This is a genomic window from Sphingomonas kyeonggiensis (genome assembly GCF_030812785.1).
GTDB lineage: Bacteria > Pseudomonadota > Alphaproteobacteria > Sphingomonadales > Sphingomonadaceae > Sphingomonas > Sphingomonas kyeonggiensis_B.
On sequence record NZ_JAUSTJ010000001.1, the window covers coordinates 1129472 to 1146101 of the forward strand.

Consider the following 16630-nt stretch of genomic DNA (forward strand, 5'->3'; position numbering starts at 1 on the left):
AGCTAGGAAGCTTGTCTGGGGCCGTCAAGGGAATTATGTAGCGATCGATGCAGAATTCTCCAACCGACGGAAAAACAAGGGCGCGGGGCCGGCCGCGGGCGTTCGATCGCGAGGCTGCGCTGGCGCGCGCGACGCGGCTGTTCTGGGAAAAGGGCTATGCCGCGACCTCGATCGCCGACCTGACCGAGGCGATGGAGATTGGTGCGCCGAGCCTCTACGCCGCCTTCGGCTCGAAGGAGGCGCTCTATGTCGAGGCGCTCGGCCATTATCGCGACACGACCGAGGACCTGGTCTGGGCTGACTTCCTCGCCGCGGATACGGCACGCGAGGCGGTGAAGGCGCTGCTGATGGATTCGGCGGCGGCGCTGACCGGCTGCCTTGCCGACATGCCCACCGGCTGCATGGTCACGCTCTCCGCCGCCGGCAGCGAAGGCAATGCCGAGCTCGGCGCGCTGGTCCGCGCGGCGCGGGCGGTGGGCTTCGAGCGGCTGCGCGATCGATTGGAGCGGGGCAGGGAAGAGGGCGAGATTCCGGCCTCGGTCGATCTCGATGCGCTCGCCCGCTTCGTCCAGACCCTCCAGAACGGCATGTCGATCCTTGCCCGCGACGGGGCCAGTCGGGCCGAGCTGGAAGGCGTGGCCGATGTCGCGATGCTGGGCTGGGACGCGCGGGTCGGCGTCTAGCCGTTCGCCATCGCCTGCGCCGCCGCCCGGTCGGTGAAGCCCGGGTCGGCGAGCGCGGCCTGGGCGTTCTGCCTGGCCTCCGCCTTGCGGCCGAGCGCGGCATAGACCTGGGCCAGGTGCCAGCGCAGCCCGGGATGCCGGGGCGCCAGGATCACCGCCTTCTGGAGCAGCTCGAGCGCGCCGTCCTTGTCGCCGCCCTTGAACAGCGCCCAGCCATAGGCGTCGACCACCGCGGGGTTGGCGGGGGCGAGGCCATAGGCTGCCTCGCCGAAATCGACCGCGGTGCCGGTCTCGCCCGCGCCGGCATAGGCGGCAGCGAGCTCGGCATCGAGCGCGGCGTCGCCGTCGCCGATCTGCGTGCGGATGTCCTCGAGCGTGTCGATCGCCGCGTCATAGTCGCCGGCGGCGAGCTGCCAGTGCGCCGAGAGGCGCTGCGCCGCGACGCTTACCGGGTTCTGCGAGAGGAACAGCGCCAGCGCGTTCGCCGCATCCTCGCGCTTGCCGCTGCGATCGAGCGCCTCGACCAGGCGGAGCAGGGTCGGCTCGTCGAAGCGCAGGTCGGCGGCGCGCTTATAGGCATTCGCGGCGTCGGCCGGCCGGTTGAGCAGCATCAGCATGTCGCCCAGCACCACCTGCGCGCCGGGGGCGCCCTGGTTCTTCGCGGCGATGTCCTGCGCCCGGGCGAGCGCCGCGCCCTTGTCGCCGCCGGCGATCAGGCTGCGGATCAGCGGGAGCGTCGCCTCGGGATCGTTCGGCCGCTGGGCAGCATCGGCGGCGAGCGTCGCGGTGCTGTCGTCGGCGCTGAACGCGGTGGACTCGCCGGTTGCCGGGAAGGCGGCACGGTCGAGGAAGCGCGACGCATTTTCCCGGTCTCCGATCCGCTCGAAGCCGCGCGCGACCAGGGTCAGTGCATAGCTGTCGGCATCGGCGCGGGCGACGACGGGGCGCAGCATGTCGATCGCGTTGCGGGCACGGTCGGTACGCAACAGGGCGACGGCGAGCAGCTTGCGCGCGGTGATGTTCATCGGCTGCATCGCGACCAGGCCGGTCAGCTTCTCGATCGCCTGCTCATATTCGCCGCTCTCGAGGTCGAGCGTGCCGCCGAGCAGCATCGCGCCGGGAAGCGAGTCGATCGCGCCGCCGGTCTTCTCCAGGATCGCGCGCGACAGGTCGAAATTGCCGGCGCGTGCGGCGATCACTGCCTGGAGATAGAGCGCCTGGGCGCTGCCGGGGCGGACGGCGAGGGCGCGGCGGGTGGCGGCGAGCGCATCGACGGTGCGGCCGGCATCGCCCAGCGTCGCGGCATATTCGATCAGCGCATTGTGGCGCGCCGGATCGCGCTTCAGCGCCTGCTCGAACCAGGGCAATGCGGCGACCAGGCCATATTGGCTGCGGACGATCTCGCCGCGCAGCACCAGTGCGTCGACGCTGCCCGGGGCCAGCTTGACGGCGCGGTCCGATGCCTCGGCGGCGCCGAGCAGGTCGCCCGCGGCGAAGCGGAAGCGGCCGAGATCGGTCCACACGCCGGCATCGTCCGGGGCGAGGCGCAGCGCTTCGTCGAGCGCATTCTGCGCCCCGGCATAGTCGCCGGTCGCGGTGAGCGCCCGGGCGCGGATGCGCAGGCCATAGGGGCGCAGCTTCTCCGGCGCCTTGTCGGCCTCGGCAGGGGCCTTGTCGGTCTTGCCCTGGAGCACCCAGGCCTCGGCGCGCCATTGCGGCACGGCCCTGGCGTCATAGCCGGCATCGACCGCGCGCTGGATCTCGCCCTCGGCACCGACGCCGTCCTGCAAGGCGAGCAGCGCGCGGGCGAGGACGATATGCGCGTTCTCATTGTCGGGATCGCCGCGCACCGCCTCTGCCGCCAGGTCGCGCGCGGCGGTGGCGTTGTCGGCCTTGAGCAGCGCCTCGGCGCGGGTGGTCGCCTCGGCGGCGTCGGCGGTGCTCATCTTGCCGGTGGTCAGCGTGAACCAGCCGATCAGAACGGCGAGCAGCACTGCGAGCGCGCCGCCGATGACGAGCACGCCGCGCACGCCGAAGCCCGAGGATCTGGCGCGGGCGCGCCTATGGCTGGAGGTCATAGGCCTTCATCAGATCATAGAGGGTGGGACGGCTGATGCCGAGCAGACGGGCGGTGCCGGAGATATTGCCTTCGGCGCGGGCGAGCGCGTGCCGGATCGCCTTGCGATCGGCCAGCTCGCGCGCGGCCTTGAGGTTGACCGGCTCGATCTCCGCCTGCGCCTCGAGGTCGAGATCGGCGGCGGCGACATGCTTGCCCTCGGCCATGATCGCCGCGCGCTTCACGCGGTTCTCGAGCTCGCGGACATTGCCGGGCCAACCCCAGGCGTCGATCGCGGCGAGCGCGTCAGGGGCGAAGCTGCGCGCCGTCGTGTTCATCTGCGCGGCATATTTCTGGAGGAAGTGCCGCGCGAGCAGCCCGGCATCGCCCGGCCGTTCGGCCAGGCTCGGGATGCGCACGACGATCTCGGCGAGGCGGTAGTAGAGGTCCTCGCGGAAGCGATTGTCGGCGACCATCGCGTCGATGTCCTGGTGCGTCGCGCAGACGATGCGGGTGTCGACCGCGATCGCCTGGCGCCCGCCGACGCGCTCGATCACGCGCTCCTGCAGGAAGCGCAGCAGCTTGACCTGGAGGGGAAGGGGGACGTCGCCGATCTCGTCGAGGAACAGCGTGCCGCCCTGGGCCAGCTCGATCTTGCCCTCGGTGGTCTTCACCGCACCGGTGAACGCGCCCTTCTCATGGCCGAACAGTTCCGATTCGAGCAACGTCTCGGGGATCGCCGCACAGTTGATCGCGACGAAGCGGCCCTTGCGCCCGCTCTTGTCGTGCAGGCCGCGGGCGAGCAGCTCCTTGCCGGTGCCGCTGGCGCCGAGCAGCATCACCGACACGTCAGCACTGGCGACGCGCTCGATCGTGCGGGTGACCTTGAGCATCTCGGGGGCGCCGGTGAGCATGCCGCCGAGCACCGCGCCGGCCTCGACCCGCTCGGCGAGGCGGCGATTCTCGGCCTCCAGCGCATGGACGTGGAAGGCACGCGCGACGATCAACCCCAGCGCGTCGATGTCGATCGGCTTCTGGTAGAAGTCCCAGGCACCCAGCGAGATCGCGCGCAGCATTGATTCATGCGCGCCGTGGCCCGAGGCGACGATCACCTTGGTGTCGGGGCGCAGCGACAGGATCGTCTCCAGCGTGGCGAAGCCTTCGGTGGTGCCGTCGGGATCGGGCGGCAGGCCGAGATCGAGCGTCACCACCGGCGGCTCCTCGGCGCGCAGCACGGTGATCGCTTCCTCGCGGGTGGAGGCAGTGAAGATCTCATAGCCGTCATAGGCCCAGCGCAGCTGGCGTTGGAGCCCGGCATCGTCCTCGACGATGAGCAGCTTGGGCAGGGCGCGGCTGTCGCTCATGCGGCGCGGCCCATTCCCAGGTCGGCGGGATGCGCGGCCTTGAGGATCACGCGGAAGCGCGTGCCCTTGCCTTCGCGCGACGTCACTTCGATGCGGCCCTCCATGGCATGCGCGAGCTGGCGGGCCTCGAAGGCGCCGATGCCGAACCCGCCTTCCTTCGACGAGACGAAGGGCTTGAACAATTTGTCGCGGATGAAGGCCGGGGACATGCCGCAGCCCTGGTCGATCACGTCGACCGCCACCCGCTCGCCATCGGCCGAGACCGACAGGGTCACCGGCTCGTGCGCCGGGCTCGCCTCGATCGCATTCTGGACGAGATGGCCGAGCAGCTGCTCGAGGCTGGCCGGATCGGCATGGGCGATGGCATTGCGCACGCCGCTGAGGACGACCGGGTGCTGGCCCTTGCGCTGGTTCACGACGCGCTCGACCAGCGCGACCACCTCGATCGCATGCGGCGCCTCGGCGCGGCCGCGATGATGCTGGGAGAGGCGGGCGAGCAGCGCGTTCATCCGCTCGGCGGAGTTCTGCAGCGTCGCGATCATGTCGGCGCGGAACTCGGGCTTGTCGGCATGGCGCTCGGCATTGCGGGCGGTGAGGGTCAGCTGGCTCACGAGATTCTTGATGTCGTGGAGGATGAAGGCGAAGCGGCGGTTGAACTCGTCGAAGCGCTGCGCCTCGGCCAGCGCGTCCTGCGCGCGCGCCTCGGCGAGATAGGAGGCGACCTGGCGGCCGGCGACCTTGAGCAGGTCGAAATCCTCCCAGTCGAGCGCGCGGTCGAGCGGGGGGCGGGCGAGCAGGATCGCGCCGCCCAGCTCGGCATGATGGGGAAGCGGCACGATCACCCAGGCCTCGGGCAGGTCGAGCATCCATTGCGGCACGGCGGCCGAATCGACATGGTCCTCGTTGCGGCGGACCGCGTCGAGCTCGATGATCCGGCCGGTCCGCTGGAGATGCTCGCCCAGCGCCGTGTCGCTCGCGACGGGAAGCGTCGCATGGTCCCAGTTCCAGCGCGCGCCGATGCCGAGCCCGCCGCCATCGGGCACCAGCAGCACGCCGGCCGGGCTTTCGGTGAGGTCGGCTACGGCCTTGACGATGCGCTCCTCGAGCGCGGCGCCGCCCTGGGGGGCACCCAGCGTCTCGGTGAAACGCATCCATTCGGTGCGATAATCATAGCGGTGGCGGAAAAGGTGCTTGGCCAGCTTCACCTTCAGCCAGGCGCGCAGCCAGCTGTTTGCGACGAGCGTGAGGATCGCCGCGGTCGAGCCGAGCACGAATGCGGTCTGCAGGATGCGCGCATTGGCACCGCCCACCGTGGCGATGGCGGAGGTGGCGAGCGCGAGCAGCGCGAAATAGGCGCCGACCGCGACGAGCGAGAGCGACTGGTAGGTGACCGCGCGGGAGACTTCGATCTTCCACTCGCCCTTGCGCTGGAGCGCGGCGCCGATCGCCAGCGCGATCGCCAGATAGGCCACCCCGCGTAGCACCACCGGCTCGATCCGCCACTCGGCGGCGAGATAGGCGAAGGTGTAGAGCGCGAACTCGGCGCACCACATGCCGGCGAGCGCCAGCGCGAGCGGGCGCAGCGGCCCGCCCGTGGCCGGGCTCAGCGCCGACCACAGCGCCTGGACCAGCACCAGCGCGGCCACCGCGACCAGCATGCGCAGCAGCACCGCGGCATTGGCGGTCTGGGCGGCGGCCTCGGGGACCGGCTGGGCATAGGCGACCAGAGTGAGCGCCAGCGCGGCGATCTGGACCAGCGCGACCACGCCATAGACCGTGCCGAGCGCGATCGGCGGGCGCGTCTGCGCGTCGCGGCGATGGAGGACCAGCATGAAGCCGAGCCAGGCCAAGTTGCGCAGCGTCTCGGCGAACCAGCTGGCGATGTCGGCGGATCCGATGCCGGCAATGGCGAGAGCCCAGAGCGCAGTGGCCGCCAGCGCGAAGGCCAGCGGGCGGCGCGGCAGCCCGGCGATGTCGCTGCGCCATGCCCAGAGCGCGAGCGCCCCGAACAGCAGCGCCGCCAGCGCGTGCAGCCAGAGCAGCAGCGCGCCCATTCAGCGCGCGCCTTCGGGGAACAGTACGACGCGGATGGTCTGGAGCAGGATCAGCACGTCGAGGAAGGGCGAATAATTCTTGGCGTAATAGAGATCGTATTCGAGCTTCTGGCGCGAATCCTCGATCGAGGCGCCATAGGGATAGTTGATCTGCGCCCAGCCGGTGATGCCCGGCTTCACCATGTGGCGCTCGGCATAATAAGGCAGCTTGGTCTCGAGATCCTCGACGAACTGCGGGCGTTCGGGGCGGGGACCGACAAAGCTCATCTCGCCCTTGAGCACGCTCCAGCATTGCGGCAGCTCGTCGATCCGCGTCTTGCGGATGATGCGGCCGATGCGGGTGATGCGCGGATCGTCCTTCTCGGCCCACACCGCCTGGCCGCCCACCTCGGCATCCTGGCGCATCGAGCGCAGCTTGATCACGTCGAAGCCGGTGCCGTAGAGGCCGACGCGGCGCTGGCGGTAGAAAGCCGGCCCCTTGCTCTCCAGCTTCACGGCGAGCGCGGTCAGCAGGATGATCGGCAGCATCAGCGAGAGCAGCAGCGCGCTGGCGCCGATGTCGAACAGCCGCTTGAACATGCTCGACAGCATGCGGCCCGAGGAGAAGCCGTCGGAGAAGATCAGCCAGCTCGGATTGACGCTGTCCAGATCGACACGGCCGGTCTCGCGCTCGAGGAAGGTCGAGATCTCGTTGACGTGCACGCCGGTGGTCTTGATCCGCAGCAGGTCCTTGAGCGGCAGCGCGTTGCGGCGCTCCTCCAGCGCGAGCACCACTTCGCTGGCGTTGAGCACCACGACATGGTCGGCGAGATTGTAGATCGCGTCGCGGGCGATCGCCTCTGGAATGACGCGGTTGGCTTCGCTCATCGCGACATAGCCGACCACGACGAAGCCGGCGCCGGGGGTCTTGGACAGGTCCTTGAGCCGCTGCGCGCGGGCGCCGGCGCCGAGCACGACGATGCGGCGCTTGAACGCCTGGCTGCCCAGCGCCTTGCCGAGCAGGATGCGCAGCGCGACCAGCGAGAGGATCGAGCAGCCCATCGCGTAGAGCAGGTTCGAGCGCCAGAAGCCGATCTCGGGGATCAGGAAATAGAGCACGCTCAGCCCGATCACGCCGAGCGAGATCGAGACGATCAGCCGTGCCATCGCATAGCGCAGCGACTGGAGCGCATCGGCGCCATAGACGCCGACCGAGATCATCGCGACTTCGAGGAACAGCGCATAGCTGACCAGCTGCGGCCAGCGCGTCTGCACCGGCGGTAGGGTGATGCCGATCTGGTGCGCGCGGAGCATCCAGCCGAGCTCGCCCGACACTGCCAGCAGCAGGATGTCGAGAAAGCCGAGCAGCAGCACGGCGTTGGGCACGTAATGCTTGAAGAGCCGGATCATGATCATCCGCTTTAAGGCGGAAGTGTAAACAAATCCGACATGACGGTGCGCGGGAGGGCGAGCGGAAAAATCCCGAGAGGATCCGAAACCGCGGCGCAATCCAAGTGTTTGACCGGCGCGGCAATTCGCCGCATTGCAATATCTTCAGGAGGTCCGAAGCACATGCCGGATTCGAATCCGATCGTCCCAGTCATCCTGTCGGGAGGATCAGGTACCCGACTCTGGCCGATGTCGCGGGCCGAGAAACCCAAGCAGCTGCTGTCGCTCACCGCCGAGGAGACGATGCTCCAGCTCACCGCGCGGCGCGCGGCGGGTGAGCGATTCGGGGCGCCGATCGTCGTCGCCAACGCGCATCATGCCGACATGGTCGAGGAACAGCTCGCCGCCGCGGACAGCACCGCGCGGGCGCTGGTGCTCGAGCCGATGGGGCGCAACACCGCGCCGGCGATCGCGCTCGCCGCCATCGCCGCGGGCGGCGGGGCCGAGCCGCTGCTGGTGATGCCGTCGGACCATGTCATCGCCGATGTCGATGCCTTCCACGCCGCGATCCAGGCGGCGTTGCCGCTGGTGCGCGACGGCTGGCTGGTCACCTTCGGCATCACCCCCGATTCGCCCGAGACCGGCTATGGCTGGATCAAGGTGGGCGATGCGATCAGCGAGGGCGTGCACCGGGTCGAACGCTTCGTCGAGAAGCCGCCGCGCGACCGGGCCGAGGAAATGCTCGCCCAGGGCGGGCACACCTGGAACGGCGGCATCTTCCTGTTCCGGGCGGACATCTATCTCGGTGCGCTGGCCAGTTATGCGCCCGAGATGCTCGCCGCCGCCCAGGCATCGATGGAGAAGGGCCGGCGCGAAGGCGCGCGGATCTGGCCCGATGCCGACAGCTTCGCCGCCAGCCCCTCGGACTCGATCGACTATGCGGTGATGGAAAAGGCGCCGCGCGTGGCGGTGGTGCCGGTGACGATGGGCTGGAGCGACGTCGGCAGCTGGGACGCGCTGCACGCGATCAGCCATGCCGATGCCGGCGGCAATGTCGTGCGCGGCGACGCGGTGGTGATCGAGAGCAGCAACTGCCTGGTCCGCGCCGAATCCGGCAAGCGCGTGGCGCTGGTCGGTGTCGAGGATCTGATCGTGGTCGCCTCGGGCGACGACATCCTCGTCCTGCCGCGCGGGCGCAGCCAGGAAGTGAAGAAGATCATCGAGGCGATGCAGAAGGACGGCTGAGACCGCTAGGCGGCCGCGCGCCGGGCCTCCAGCGCGGCGAAGACCGGGGCGAGATAGTGTTCGGCGGTGGCGCGCAGCCCGGCATCGGCCTCGCGCTGCTTAGTCCCAGCATCGGCCTGGAAGCGCGTGCCGGGTGCCTTGGAATGGCTCCCCGCCGCTTCTGCCATCGCGGCTCCTGCCGCTGCATTGGGCGTAATGCCGAAATGCGGCAGGATGCGGCTGAAGAAGGCCTCGGGCAGCTCGGCATAGTTGACCAGCAGCCCGTCTCCCCGGCCATGCTCGATCACCGCGCTGCAGGTCCGTTCGAGCACCCTGGCGATGAAATCACGTTCGGGGAGCTGCGCCTCGTCGGGGCGGAAGCCGAACCATTCGAGCGGGACGATGCCGGGCACCGTCTGCACTCCGCGCAGGCGCAGCTGCGAGACCAGCACCTCCACCGGATCGCGATAGAGGAAGATCCAGGGCGTCTCGGGAAAGGCACGGCGGAGCAGGGGCAGTGCGCGCGTGTGCCAGCTGTCGAGCTTGACGAACAGATGTTCGGCATCGCGGCCATAGGCATGGACAAGCCCGCGCAGCGCCTCGGCATGCGTCTCCGGATCGGCGAACTGATGCTGGATCAGCGCGTCGAGCGGCGGGGCTTCGGAGATCGAGACATGGCCGGGCGCGGCGCCGAGCATCTGCGAGACCAGCGTCGATCCGCAGCGCGACATGTGGAAGACGAAGCCGCTGGGTGCGCGCAGGTCCGTGTGCCCGAGAAAGCTGGCGATCGGCGTCGCGGTGCGGAACAGGCGGTTGAACGGCCGGCCCGATATCTCGCGCACCGCATCCTCGAAGAAGGGGCTGTTCGGCGAGACCCCGGCGAAATGGAGCCAGTGGATTGCGGGCTCCGGCTCTGCCGAAAAGCGCACCGGCAGCCAGCCCCGGGGTGGCCAGTCGGCCCGGACCAGTGGTGCCGGGGCGAAACGGTGGAGTCCGATCGGATCGACCCGGCTGCCCTCTGCCAGGTCGCTCGCGGCAAGCGCGATGCCGCGCGCCGCTGCCCAGGCGCGCGCGCGCGCCTCGAACTCCGCTGGATCATAGGGCTCGGCGAGATGCGCCTGCGCTTCGGCATCGGCCATCACGGCGGCGCGGAACAGCTCGAGCGGAGACGGCGGCGTTGCAATCATCGGGGGCTGGGATAGGCTCGCACGGGAAGGACATGACAGGCTAATATGGCGACAGCACCCACACAATCCGTCTGGCCCGATCGGGTGCGGCTGCCGCTGGCCTTTGATCCGGCGCCGCTCGCGGCGGATATCGCCGCGCTGGAGCGGGGTGACTGGACCGAGCATTTCGTGAGGCAGAATTACGAAGGCGAGTGGAGCGCGCTGCCGCTGCGCGCGCCCGCCACAGCCAAGCATCCGATCCAGATGATCTATCCCGCGCCCGGCGTCACCGAGTTCGTCGACACACCGTGGCGGACGCGCATGCCGGCGCTGTCGGCGGTGGTCGACGCCTTTCAGTGCGAGGTGCGCACCGTGCGGCTGATGCGGCTCGCGGCAGGCTCGGTGATCAAGGAGCATGAGGATCTCGACCTCGACGTCGCCCAGGGCTTTGCCCGGGTCCACGTGCCGATCGTCACCAGCCCCGATGTCGACTTCCGGCTGAACGGCGCACGCGTGACGATGGCGCCGGGCGAGGTCTGGTACCTGCGGCTCGCCGACCCGCACAGCGTTGCCAATCGCAGCGACATTGCCCGCATCCATCTGGTCATCGACCTGGTGGTGAACGACTGGCTGCTACGTCAGCTCGCGGGATGAGCGGGCGCGTCCGGCGCAAGCAGGTTGCCGCCGCGATGGAGGCGGCCGCAAGCGCCGCGCCGCCCGAGGCCTGCGCGCTTTGCGCCCGGGCGCTCGGCGCCAGGATCGAGTGGCACCATGTCGTGCCGAAGAGCGAGGGTGGCCGCGATACCGTGCCGCTCCACCCGATCTGCCACCGCACGATCCATGCTAGCGCGAGCAATGCCGAGCTTGCCCGGCTCTACCCCACGCTCGAGGCGCTGCTCGCGCGCGAGGACATCCGCCGCTTCGTCGCATGGATCGCGGACAAGCCGCCCGATTTCCATGCGCCGACGCGAAAGCGCATCTAGGCGGTGCCGGCCCGCTCCCCCGCCCGGCCTCCCACAGAATACTACCGCGGGGAGGCCGGGCGGGGGAGCGGGCCGGCACCGTTCACAGGCTTAGCCGACCAACGCCTCGGCCTGGTCGAGCACGTTCTTGAAGTCGGCGATCAGCGCCTGGTACGGGGCCGGGCTCGCCATATCGAGGCCGGCACGCTTCAGGATCTCGGTCGGATAGTCCGAACCGCCTGCCTTCAGCACCGACAGGTAATTGTCGCGCTCCTTCGGGCCGCCCTTCAGGATGGACTGGGCGAAGAAGGTCGCCGCCGAGATGCAGGTGGCATACTGGTAGACGTAGAAGCTGTTGTAGAAATGGGGGATATAGGCCCATTCATTGGCATATTCGGGCGCCAGGATCATGTTCGGCCCGTGATAGGTGCGCAGCAGCTCGCCATAGACCTTGGTGAACTTCTCGCCCGACAGGCCCTCGCCCGCTTCCGCCATGTCGTGTGCCTTGAGCTCGAACTCGGCGAACATGGTCTGGCGGTAGAAGGTGCCGCGATAATTCTCCATCTGCTGGCCGAGGTAGAAGAGCTTCTCCTCCCTGGTCTTCGCGTTCTTCATCAGATGGGCGAACAGCAGCTGCTCGTTCAGCGTCGAGGCGATCTCCGCCAGGAAGATCGGGTAATCGGCCTTGTCGTAGACCTGGGTCGAGTTGGCGAGCAGCGAGTGGAGCGCATGCCCCCATTCATGCGCATAGGTGCTCATCCCGTCATATTTGTCGCTGAGGTTGAGCAGCAGATAGGGATGCACGTCGAACGCGCCTGGGTTCATGTAGGCGCCCGGGCGCTTGCCCTCGCGGGGCCAGGGATCCATCCACTTGGCCGCCGTCGCCTTGGCGATGCGCGCCTGATAGTCGGCGCCGAGCGGCTTGACCGCCTCCAGCGTGGTGCTGCGCATCTGGTCGAGCGTGTAGCTGCGGTCCATCGAGACGAGCGGCGGATAGATGTCGTAATAGCCGATGTCCGGCAGCTTGAGCATCTTGCGGCGCAGCTCGAAATAGCGGTGGAGCTGGGGCAGGCCCTTGTTCGCCTCGGCCACCAGCGTGCGGTACACTGCTTCGGGCACGTTGTTGCCGGAGAGCGCGCGGGCCAGCGAGGTCGGATACTTGCGCGCCTTGGCGTAGAAGATGTCGCCGCGCACCTTGGCAGCATAGGTCGTGCCGAACGAGCTCTGGAACTTGCCATGCGCAGTCCAGAAGGCGTTGAACACCGCCTTGCGGTCCTCGCGGTTGGGCGCATCGCGGTTGAGCGAATAGCCCTGTGAATCGAGGCGGACCGCCTTGCCGGTCGACAGCGTGATCGTCGGCCACGGGATATCGGACGAGCGCAACTGGCCCGAGATCTCACCGGGTGCCGAAAGCGGCGAGCCGGCGCTGGCGAGGATCGACTCGCCTTCGGGCGAGAGTGTGTGCTCGGCCTGGCGCAGCGTGTCGGCCAGGGCGAAGTCGAAGCGGGTGCGCAGCGTCTGGCTGGCGGCGAGGAATGCCTCGATCTTGGCCTTGCCCAGGGTCAGCAGCTCGGGCGAGGTCCAGGACGTCGCCTCGCCGAACGCGGTGTAGAGATCGCGGGCCTGGGCCAGTTTCTCCTGGTTCGCCGAGATGCGGACGTCCTCGTCGCCCTTCAGGCTGGCATAGGTGTAGATGCGGCCGATCGTGCGGCCGAGATCAGACTGGAGCGACAGCGCTTCGGCGAGCACGTCGGCGCTGTCACCCAGCCGGCCCTTGTACTTGGTCACGCCGGGGATCGCGGCGAGCATCTGCTTGCGGGCGGCCTCCCAGGCGGCTTCGTTCGGATAGAGCTCGGTCAGGTCCCATTGCGCGCCGGCGGGCGCGGCGGCCTGGCGGGCCCATGCGGGCAGGGCGGCGGCAGCGCCGGCGAACGCAGCGGCGGCGGCCAGCGCCTCGCGGCGAGAAAGTTCGGTCATGTTCCAGTTTCCCCGAAGCGCACCTGTAGGCCGGCGCTGTTGTGAGGCGGCCAGTCTGTCGCGGTTTCCGCGGGAAGGGAAGTGGTTTGTCGGCTTAGCACGCCAACACGCTGCTTCAGCGATTTCCAGCTTCCATCGCCGCTTGCATCCGCCAGGGTTCCGTCACGGCGGAGCGGGTGCAGGGGCCAGGGCGGATCGCCAGGCACAGGCTGCCGTCGGCATCGCCGCGGCAGGCGAGGTTGCGATAGGCGGGCGGTGCCTGTCCGGGGGCGGCGATGATCGCGTCATAGGCGCTCGACCCCGCGGTCAGGCGGGCAAGCGTGTCGGAGGGGTCGCGGCCCTGGACATAATAGAGCGGCGCGCTGCCCAGATAGGTGTGGCCGCCGCTCTTCCAGTAGCTCCGGTCCGCCAGCGCCAGCCCGCAGGCCCCGTGCAGCCGGGCCTCCCGGGCGAGGCGGAAGCCGGATTCGAAGCGGCGCCAGCCGGGGTTCGAGGGCTCGGCAAGCGCGAGCGTAGCCGAGGCGAGGGCCCAGAGCGCGACAAGGCCGGCAAGCAGCCGGTCGCCATGCCGGCGTCCGTCCATCAGATCGGCCGTCCCGATCGCGGCGAGGAGGATCGCGATCTCGGTGGTCAGCAGGATGAAGCGATATTCCTTGTGGCCGATCAGCAGATGGACCGCGAGATTGACCAGCGCCGCGGCGGGGAGCGCCGGAAAGCGCCGCGCGCCCTTCGCCGCCAGCCAGAGGATCGGGACCAGCGCCACCGACCAGGCGAGCCAGACCATCTGGCCATAGGCTTCGATCCCGTAGCGGCCGAACTCCGATGCCTTGTCGGCCAGGATGTTCTGCGCGAAATTCCGGTAGATCCAGAGGAACGGGGCCTGGCCCATCGCCGCGTCGATCGCGCCGCTGGCGATCGCTATCGCTATGCCGCCGAGTGCCAGCCAGCCCCAGTCCCGCCACCGCATCCCCAGGCTGACCAGTGCGAAGGCGGCGATGGCGGGGAGATAATGGAAGCGGACCAGCGCGGCGAGGGCGAGTAGCGCGCCGGCGCCGATCAGCCGGGCGGGGCGGGCGTCGGGCTTGAGCAGGGCGGCGGCGCAGAAGAAGGCGGAGACGGCCAAGGTCTCGGTCAGCACATGGACCGAGAAATAGACGCTCTCGTACCACAGGCCGGTCACCGCTATCGCGGCCAGCCCGTGCCGCGGCGAGATGCGGCGGCCGATCGCATAGGCGGCGGGGACTATGGCGAAGGCGAGCAGCGCCGCGGTCAGCCGGGGCAGCACGACATAGGCGAGCGAGCCGGGCGCCAGCGCCTCGCCGAGCCGCATCGGCCCGGCGAGCAGCAGCGGCACCAGCCAGCTGCGCATGCCTTCCCGATATTCCCAGGGCACCAGGCCGGTGCCGAAGGCGAGGCGGTGGGCCTGCTCGATATACTGGATCGCCTCGTCGGGGTGGTGGACCGCAAAGGGCGAAAAGGCGAGCGCCCGGAGCAGCACCGCGACAAGCAGCACCAGCGGGACCAGGATGTGATGCTTGCCGAACCGGGCCATGGCCGGTTCCTGGCACGGCGGCGGCTAAGGCAGGGTTAAATCGCCGGAAAGCAAAAGGGCCGGGGATCGCTCCCCGGCCCTTCGCTTGTGCTTGCGCGGACTCTTAGAAGTCCATGCCGCCCATGCCGCCGCCCGGCATCGCCGGCATGGCGGGCTTGTCTTCCGGCAGCTCGCTCACCGCCGCTTCGGTGGTGATGAGCAGGCCGGCGACCGAGGCCGCATTCTGGAGCGCGGTGCGGACGACCTTGGTCGGGTCGATCACGCCGGCGGTCACCAGGTTCTCATAGGTGTCGGTCGAGGCGTTGAAGCCGATCGTGGCGTCGTTGCCGTCGAGCAGCTTGCCGGCGACCACGGCACCGTCATGGCCGGCGTTCTGGGCGATCTGGCGAACCAGGGCCGAGAGCGAACGGCGGACGATGTCCACGCCGCGGGTCTGGTCCTCATTGGCGCCGGTGACGCCGTCGAGAGCCTTCGACGCATAGAGCAGCGCCGTGCCGCCGCCGGGGACGATGCCCTCTTCGACTGCCGCGCGGGTAGCATGGAGAGCGTCGTCGACGCGGTCCTTGCGCTCCTTCACCTCGACCTCGGTCGCGCCGCCGACCTTGATCACGGCCACGCCGCCGGCGAGCTTGGCGAGACGCTCCTGGAGCTTCTCGCGGTCATAGTCGCTGGTGGTGACTTCGATCTGCTGGCGGATCGCCTCGGTGCGGCCCTTGATCGCATCGGCTTCACCGGCGCCATCGACGATGGTGGTGTTGTCCTTGTCGATCGTGACGCGCTTGGCGGTGCCGAGCATGCCCAGGGTGACGCTCTCGAGCTTGATGCCGAGGTCTTCCGAGACGACTTCGCCCTTGGTGAGGATCGCGATGTCCTCGAGCATCGCCTTGCGGCGATCGCCGAAGCCCGGCGCCTTGACGGCCGCGACCTTCAGGCCGCCGCGCAGCTTGTTGACGACCAGGGTGGCCAGCGCCTCGCCCTCGATGTCCTCGGCGATGATCAGCAGCGGGCGGCCCGACTGCACGACCGCCTCGAGGATCGGAAGCATCGACTGGAGGTTCGACAGCTTCTTCTCGTGGATCAGGATGTACGGGTCGTTGAGCTCGACCGTCATCTTCTCCGGGTTGGTGATGAAGTAGGGCGAGAGGTAGCCGCGGTCGAACTGCATGCCCTCGACGACGTCGAGCTCGAACTCGAGACCCTTCGCCTCTTCGACGGTGATCACGCCTTCCTTGCCGACCTTCTCCATCGCTTCCGCGATCTTCTGACCGACTTCGACGTCGCCATTGGCCGAGATGATGCCGACCTGCGCGACTTCCGACGAGCCCGAGACGGGCTTCGAGCGGGCCTTCACGTCCTCGACGACCTTGCCGACGGCGAGATCGATGCCGCGCTTCAGGTCCATCGGGTTCATGCCGGCGGCCACCGACTTCATGCCCTCGCGGACGATCGCCTGGGCGAGCACGGTCGCGGTGGTGGTGCCGTCACCGGCGATGTCGTTGGTCTTCGAGGCCACTTCGCGCACCATCTGGGCGCCCATGTTCTCGAACTTGTCCTTGAGCTCGATTTCCTTGGCGACGCTGACGCCGTCCTTGGTGATGCGCGGGGCGCCGAAGCTCTTCTCGATCACGACGTTGCGGCCCTTCGGGCCCAGGGTCACCTTCACCGCATCGGCGAGGATGTCGACGCCGCGCAGAATGCGCTCACGGGCGTCACGGCTGAATTTCACGTCCTTGGCTGCCATTTGGCTGACCTTTCCGTTTCAAAGTACACAAAGTACACGCCAGAAGCAGTTTCTGGCGCGCATGAATTGTCTGAGTTAACCGATGATCCCGAGGATATCGGATTCCTTCATGATCAGCAGGTCTTCGCCGTTGACCTTGACCTCGGTGCCCGACCACTTGCCGAACAGGATGCGGTCGCCGGCCTTGACGTCGAGCGGGGTGACCTCGCCCTTGTCGTTCTTGGCGCCCGAACCGGCGGCGACGACTTCGCCTTCCTGCGGCTTTTCCTGGGCGGTGTCCGGGATGATGATGCCGCCGGCGGTCTTCGCCTCGGCTTCGACGCGGCGAACGAGCACGCGGTCGTGCAACGGACGGAAGTTCATTGCGGGTTCCTCACTTGGGTTGATCTCTGGTTTGGCACTCAACGGAGTCGAGTGCCAGCGGCGGCGATATGCGAAGCCGATCCGCCCGCGTCAACCGGTGCGCGGTGGCCCGGTGCAAAT

The 16630-nt window shown here is 68.7% G+C and carries 13 protein-coding genes; 4 read left to right on the top strand and 9 right to left on the bottom strand.

The genetic code is table 11. The features are described from left to right. The first annotated feature begins 47 nt into the window (after positions 1 to 47). Entirely contained in the window at positions 48 to 683 is a 636-nt protein-coding gene (locus J2W22_RS05615; RefSeq protein WP_307117266.1) for a TetR/AcrR family transcriptional regulator, read from the top strand. Here J2W22_RS05615 and J2W22_RS05620 read toward each other — a convergent pair. From J2W22_RS05620 to J2W22_RS05635, 4 genes are read right to left on the bottom strand one after another with little or no spacing between them, the layout of a single operon-like run. Continuing rightward, entirely contained in the window at positions 680 to 2761 is a 2082-nt protein-coding gene (locus J2W22_RS05620) for a tetratricopeptide repeat protein (RefSeq protein ID WP_307117267.1), read from the bottom strand. The genes J2W22_RS05615 and J2W22_RS05620 overlap by 4 nt on opposite strands. Further along, entirely contained in the window at positions 2745 to 4103 is a 1359-nt protein-coding gene (gene prsR / locus J2W22_RS05625) for a PEP-CTERM-box response regulator transcription factor (protein ID WP_307117268.1), read from the bottom strand. Before prsR ends, J2W22_RS05620 begins: the two co-directional genes overlap by 17 nt. Then, the gene (prsK, locus tag J2W22_RS05630) at positions 4100 to 6157 is read right to left on the bottom strand and encodes an XrtA/PEP-CTERM system histidine kinase PrsK (RefSeq protein ID WP_307117269.1); all 2058 of its coding nucleotides are present in this window, start codon (positions 6155 to 6157) and stop codon (positions 4100 to 4102) included. The genes prsR and prsK overlap by 4 nt, the downstream gene beginning before the upstream one ends. After that, complete coding sequence (locus J2W22_RS05635; RefSeq protein ID WP_307117270.1) at positions 6158 to 7546, bottom strand: TIGR03013 family XrtA/PEP-CTERM system glycosyltransferase; 1389 nt, start codon at positions 7544 to 7546, stop codon at positions 6158 to 6160. A 162-nt stretch (positions 7547 to 7708) separates the two neighbouring features. Here J2W22_RS05635 and J2W22_RS05640 point away from each other — a divergent pair, with 162 nt between their 5' ends. Next, on the top strand, positions 7709 to 8770 hold the full coding sequence (locus tag J2W22_RS05640) for a mannose-1-phosphate guanylyltransferase/mannose-6-phosphate isomerase (RefSeq protein WP_307117271.1): 1062 nt from the start codon (positions 7709 to 7711) through the stop codon (positions 8768 to 8770). A 5-nt stretch (positions 8771 to 8775) separates the two neighbouring features. Here the strand turns inward: J2W22_RS05640 and J2W22_RS05645 are convergent, their stop codons facing one another. After that, the gene (locus J2W22_RS05645; protein WP_307117272.1) at positions 8776 to 9936 is read right to left on the bottom strand and encodes a sulfotransferase family protein; all 1161 of its coding nucleotides are present in this window, start codon (positions 9934 to 9936) and stop codon (positions 8776 to 8778) included. Positions 9937 to 9981: 45 nt separating this feature from the next. Between J2W22_RS05645 and J2W22_RS05650 the strand changes: the two genes are divergently transcribed. Both J2W22_RS05650 and J2W22_RS05655 read left to right on the top strand, forming a co-directional pair. Next, on the top strand, positions 9982 to 10569 hold the full coding sequence (locus tag J2W22_RS05650; protein WP_307117273.1) for an aspartyl/asparaginyl beta-hydroxylase domain-containing protein: 588 nt from the start codon (positions 9982 to 9984) through the stop codon (positions 10567 to 10569). A 35-nt stretch (positions 10570 to 10604) separates the two neighbouring features. Continuing rightward, on the top strand, positions 10605 to 10898 hold the full coding sequence (locus J2W22_RS05655; protein ID WP_307117998.1) for an HNH endonuclease: 294 nt from the start codon (positions 10605 to 10607) through the stop codon (positions 10896 to 10898). 90 nt (positions 10899 to 10988) lie between these two features. On the opposite strand, the gene pepF is transcribed toward J2W22_RS05655, so the two are convergent. From pepF to groES, 4 genes are all read right to left on the bottom strand, one after another. Continuing rightward, positions 10989 to 12854: an oligoendopeptidase F gene (gene pepF, locus J2W22_RS05660; protein WP_307117274.1), complete on the bottom strand. Its 1866-nt coding sequence runs from the start codon at positions 12852 to 12854 to the stop codon at positions 10989 to 10991. A gap of 115 nt (positions 12855 to 12969) precedes the next feature. Next, positions 12970 to 14406, bottom strand: a complete 1437-nt coding sequence (locus J2W22_RS05665) for a hypothetical protein (RefSeq protein ID WP_307117275.1) — start codon at positions 14404 to 14406, stop codon at positions 12970 to 12972. A 103-nt stretch (positions 14407 to 14509) separates the two neighbouring features. Further along, a complete protein-coding gene (gene groL, locus J2W22_RS05670; protein ID WP_307117276.1) occupies positions 14510 to 16147 on the bottom strand; it encodes a chaperonin GroEL in 1638 nt (545 codons plus the stop codon). A gap of 75 nt (positions 16148 to 16222) precedes the next feature. Continuing rightward, positions 16223 to 16510: a co-chaperone GroES gene (gene groES / locus J2W22_RS05675; protein ID WP_307117277.1), complete on the bottom strand. Its 288-nt coding sequence runs from the start codon at positions 16508 to 16510 to the stop codon at positions 16223 to 16225. Positions 16511 to 16630: the final 120 nt, after the last annotated feature.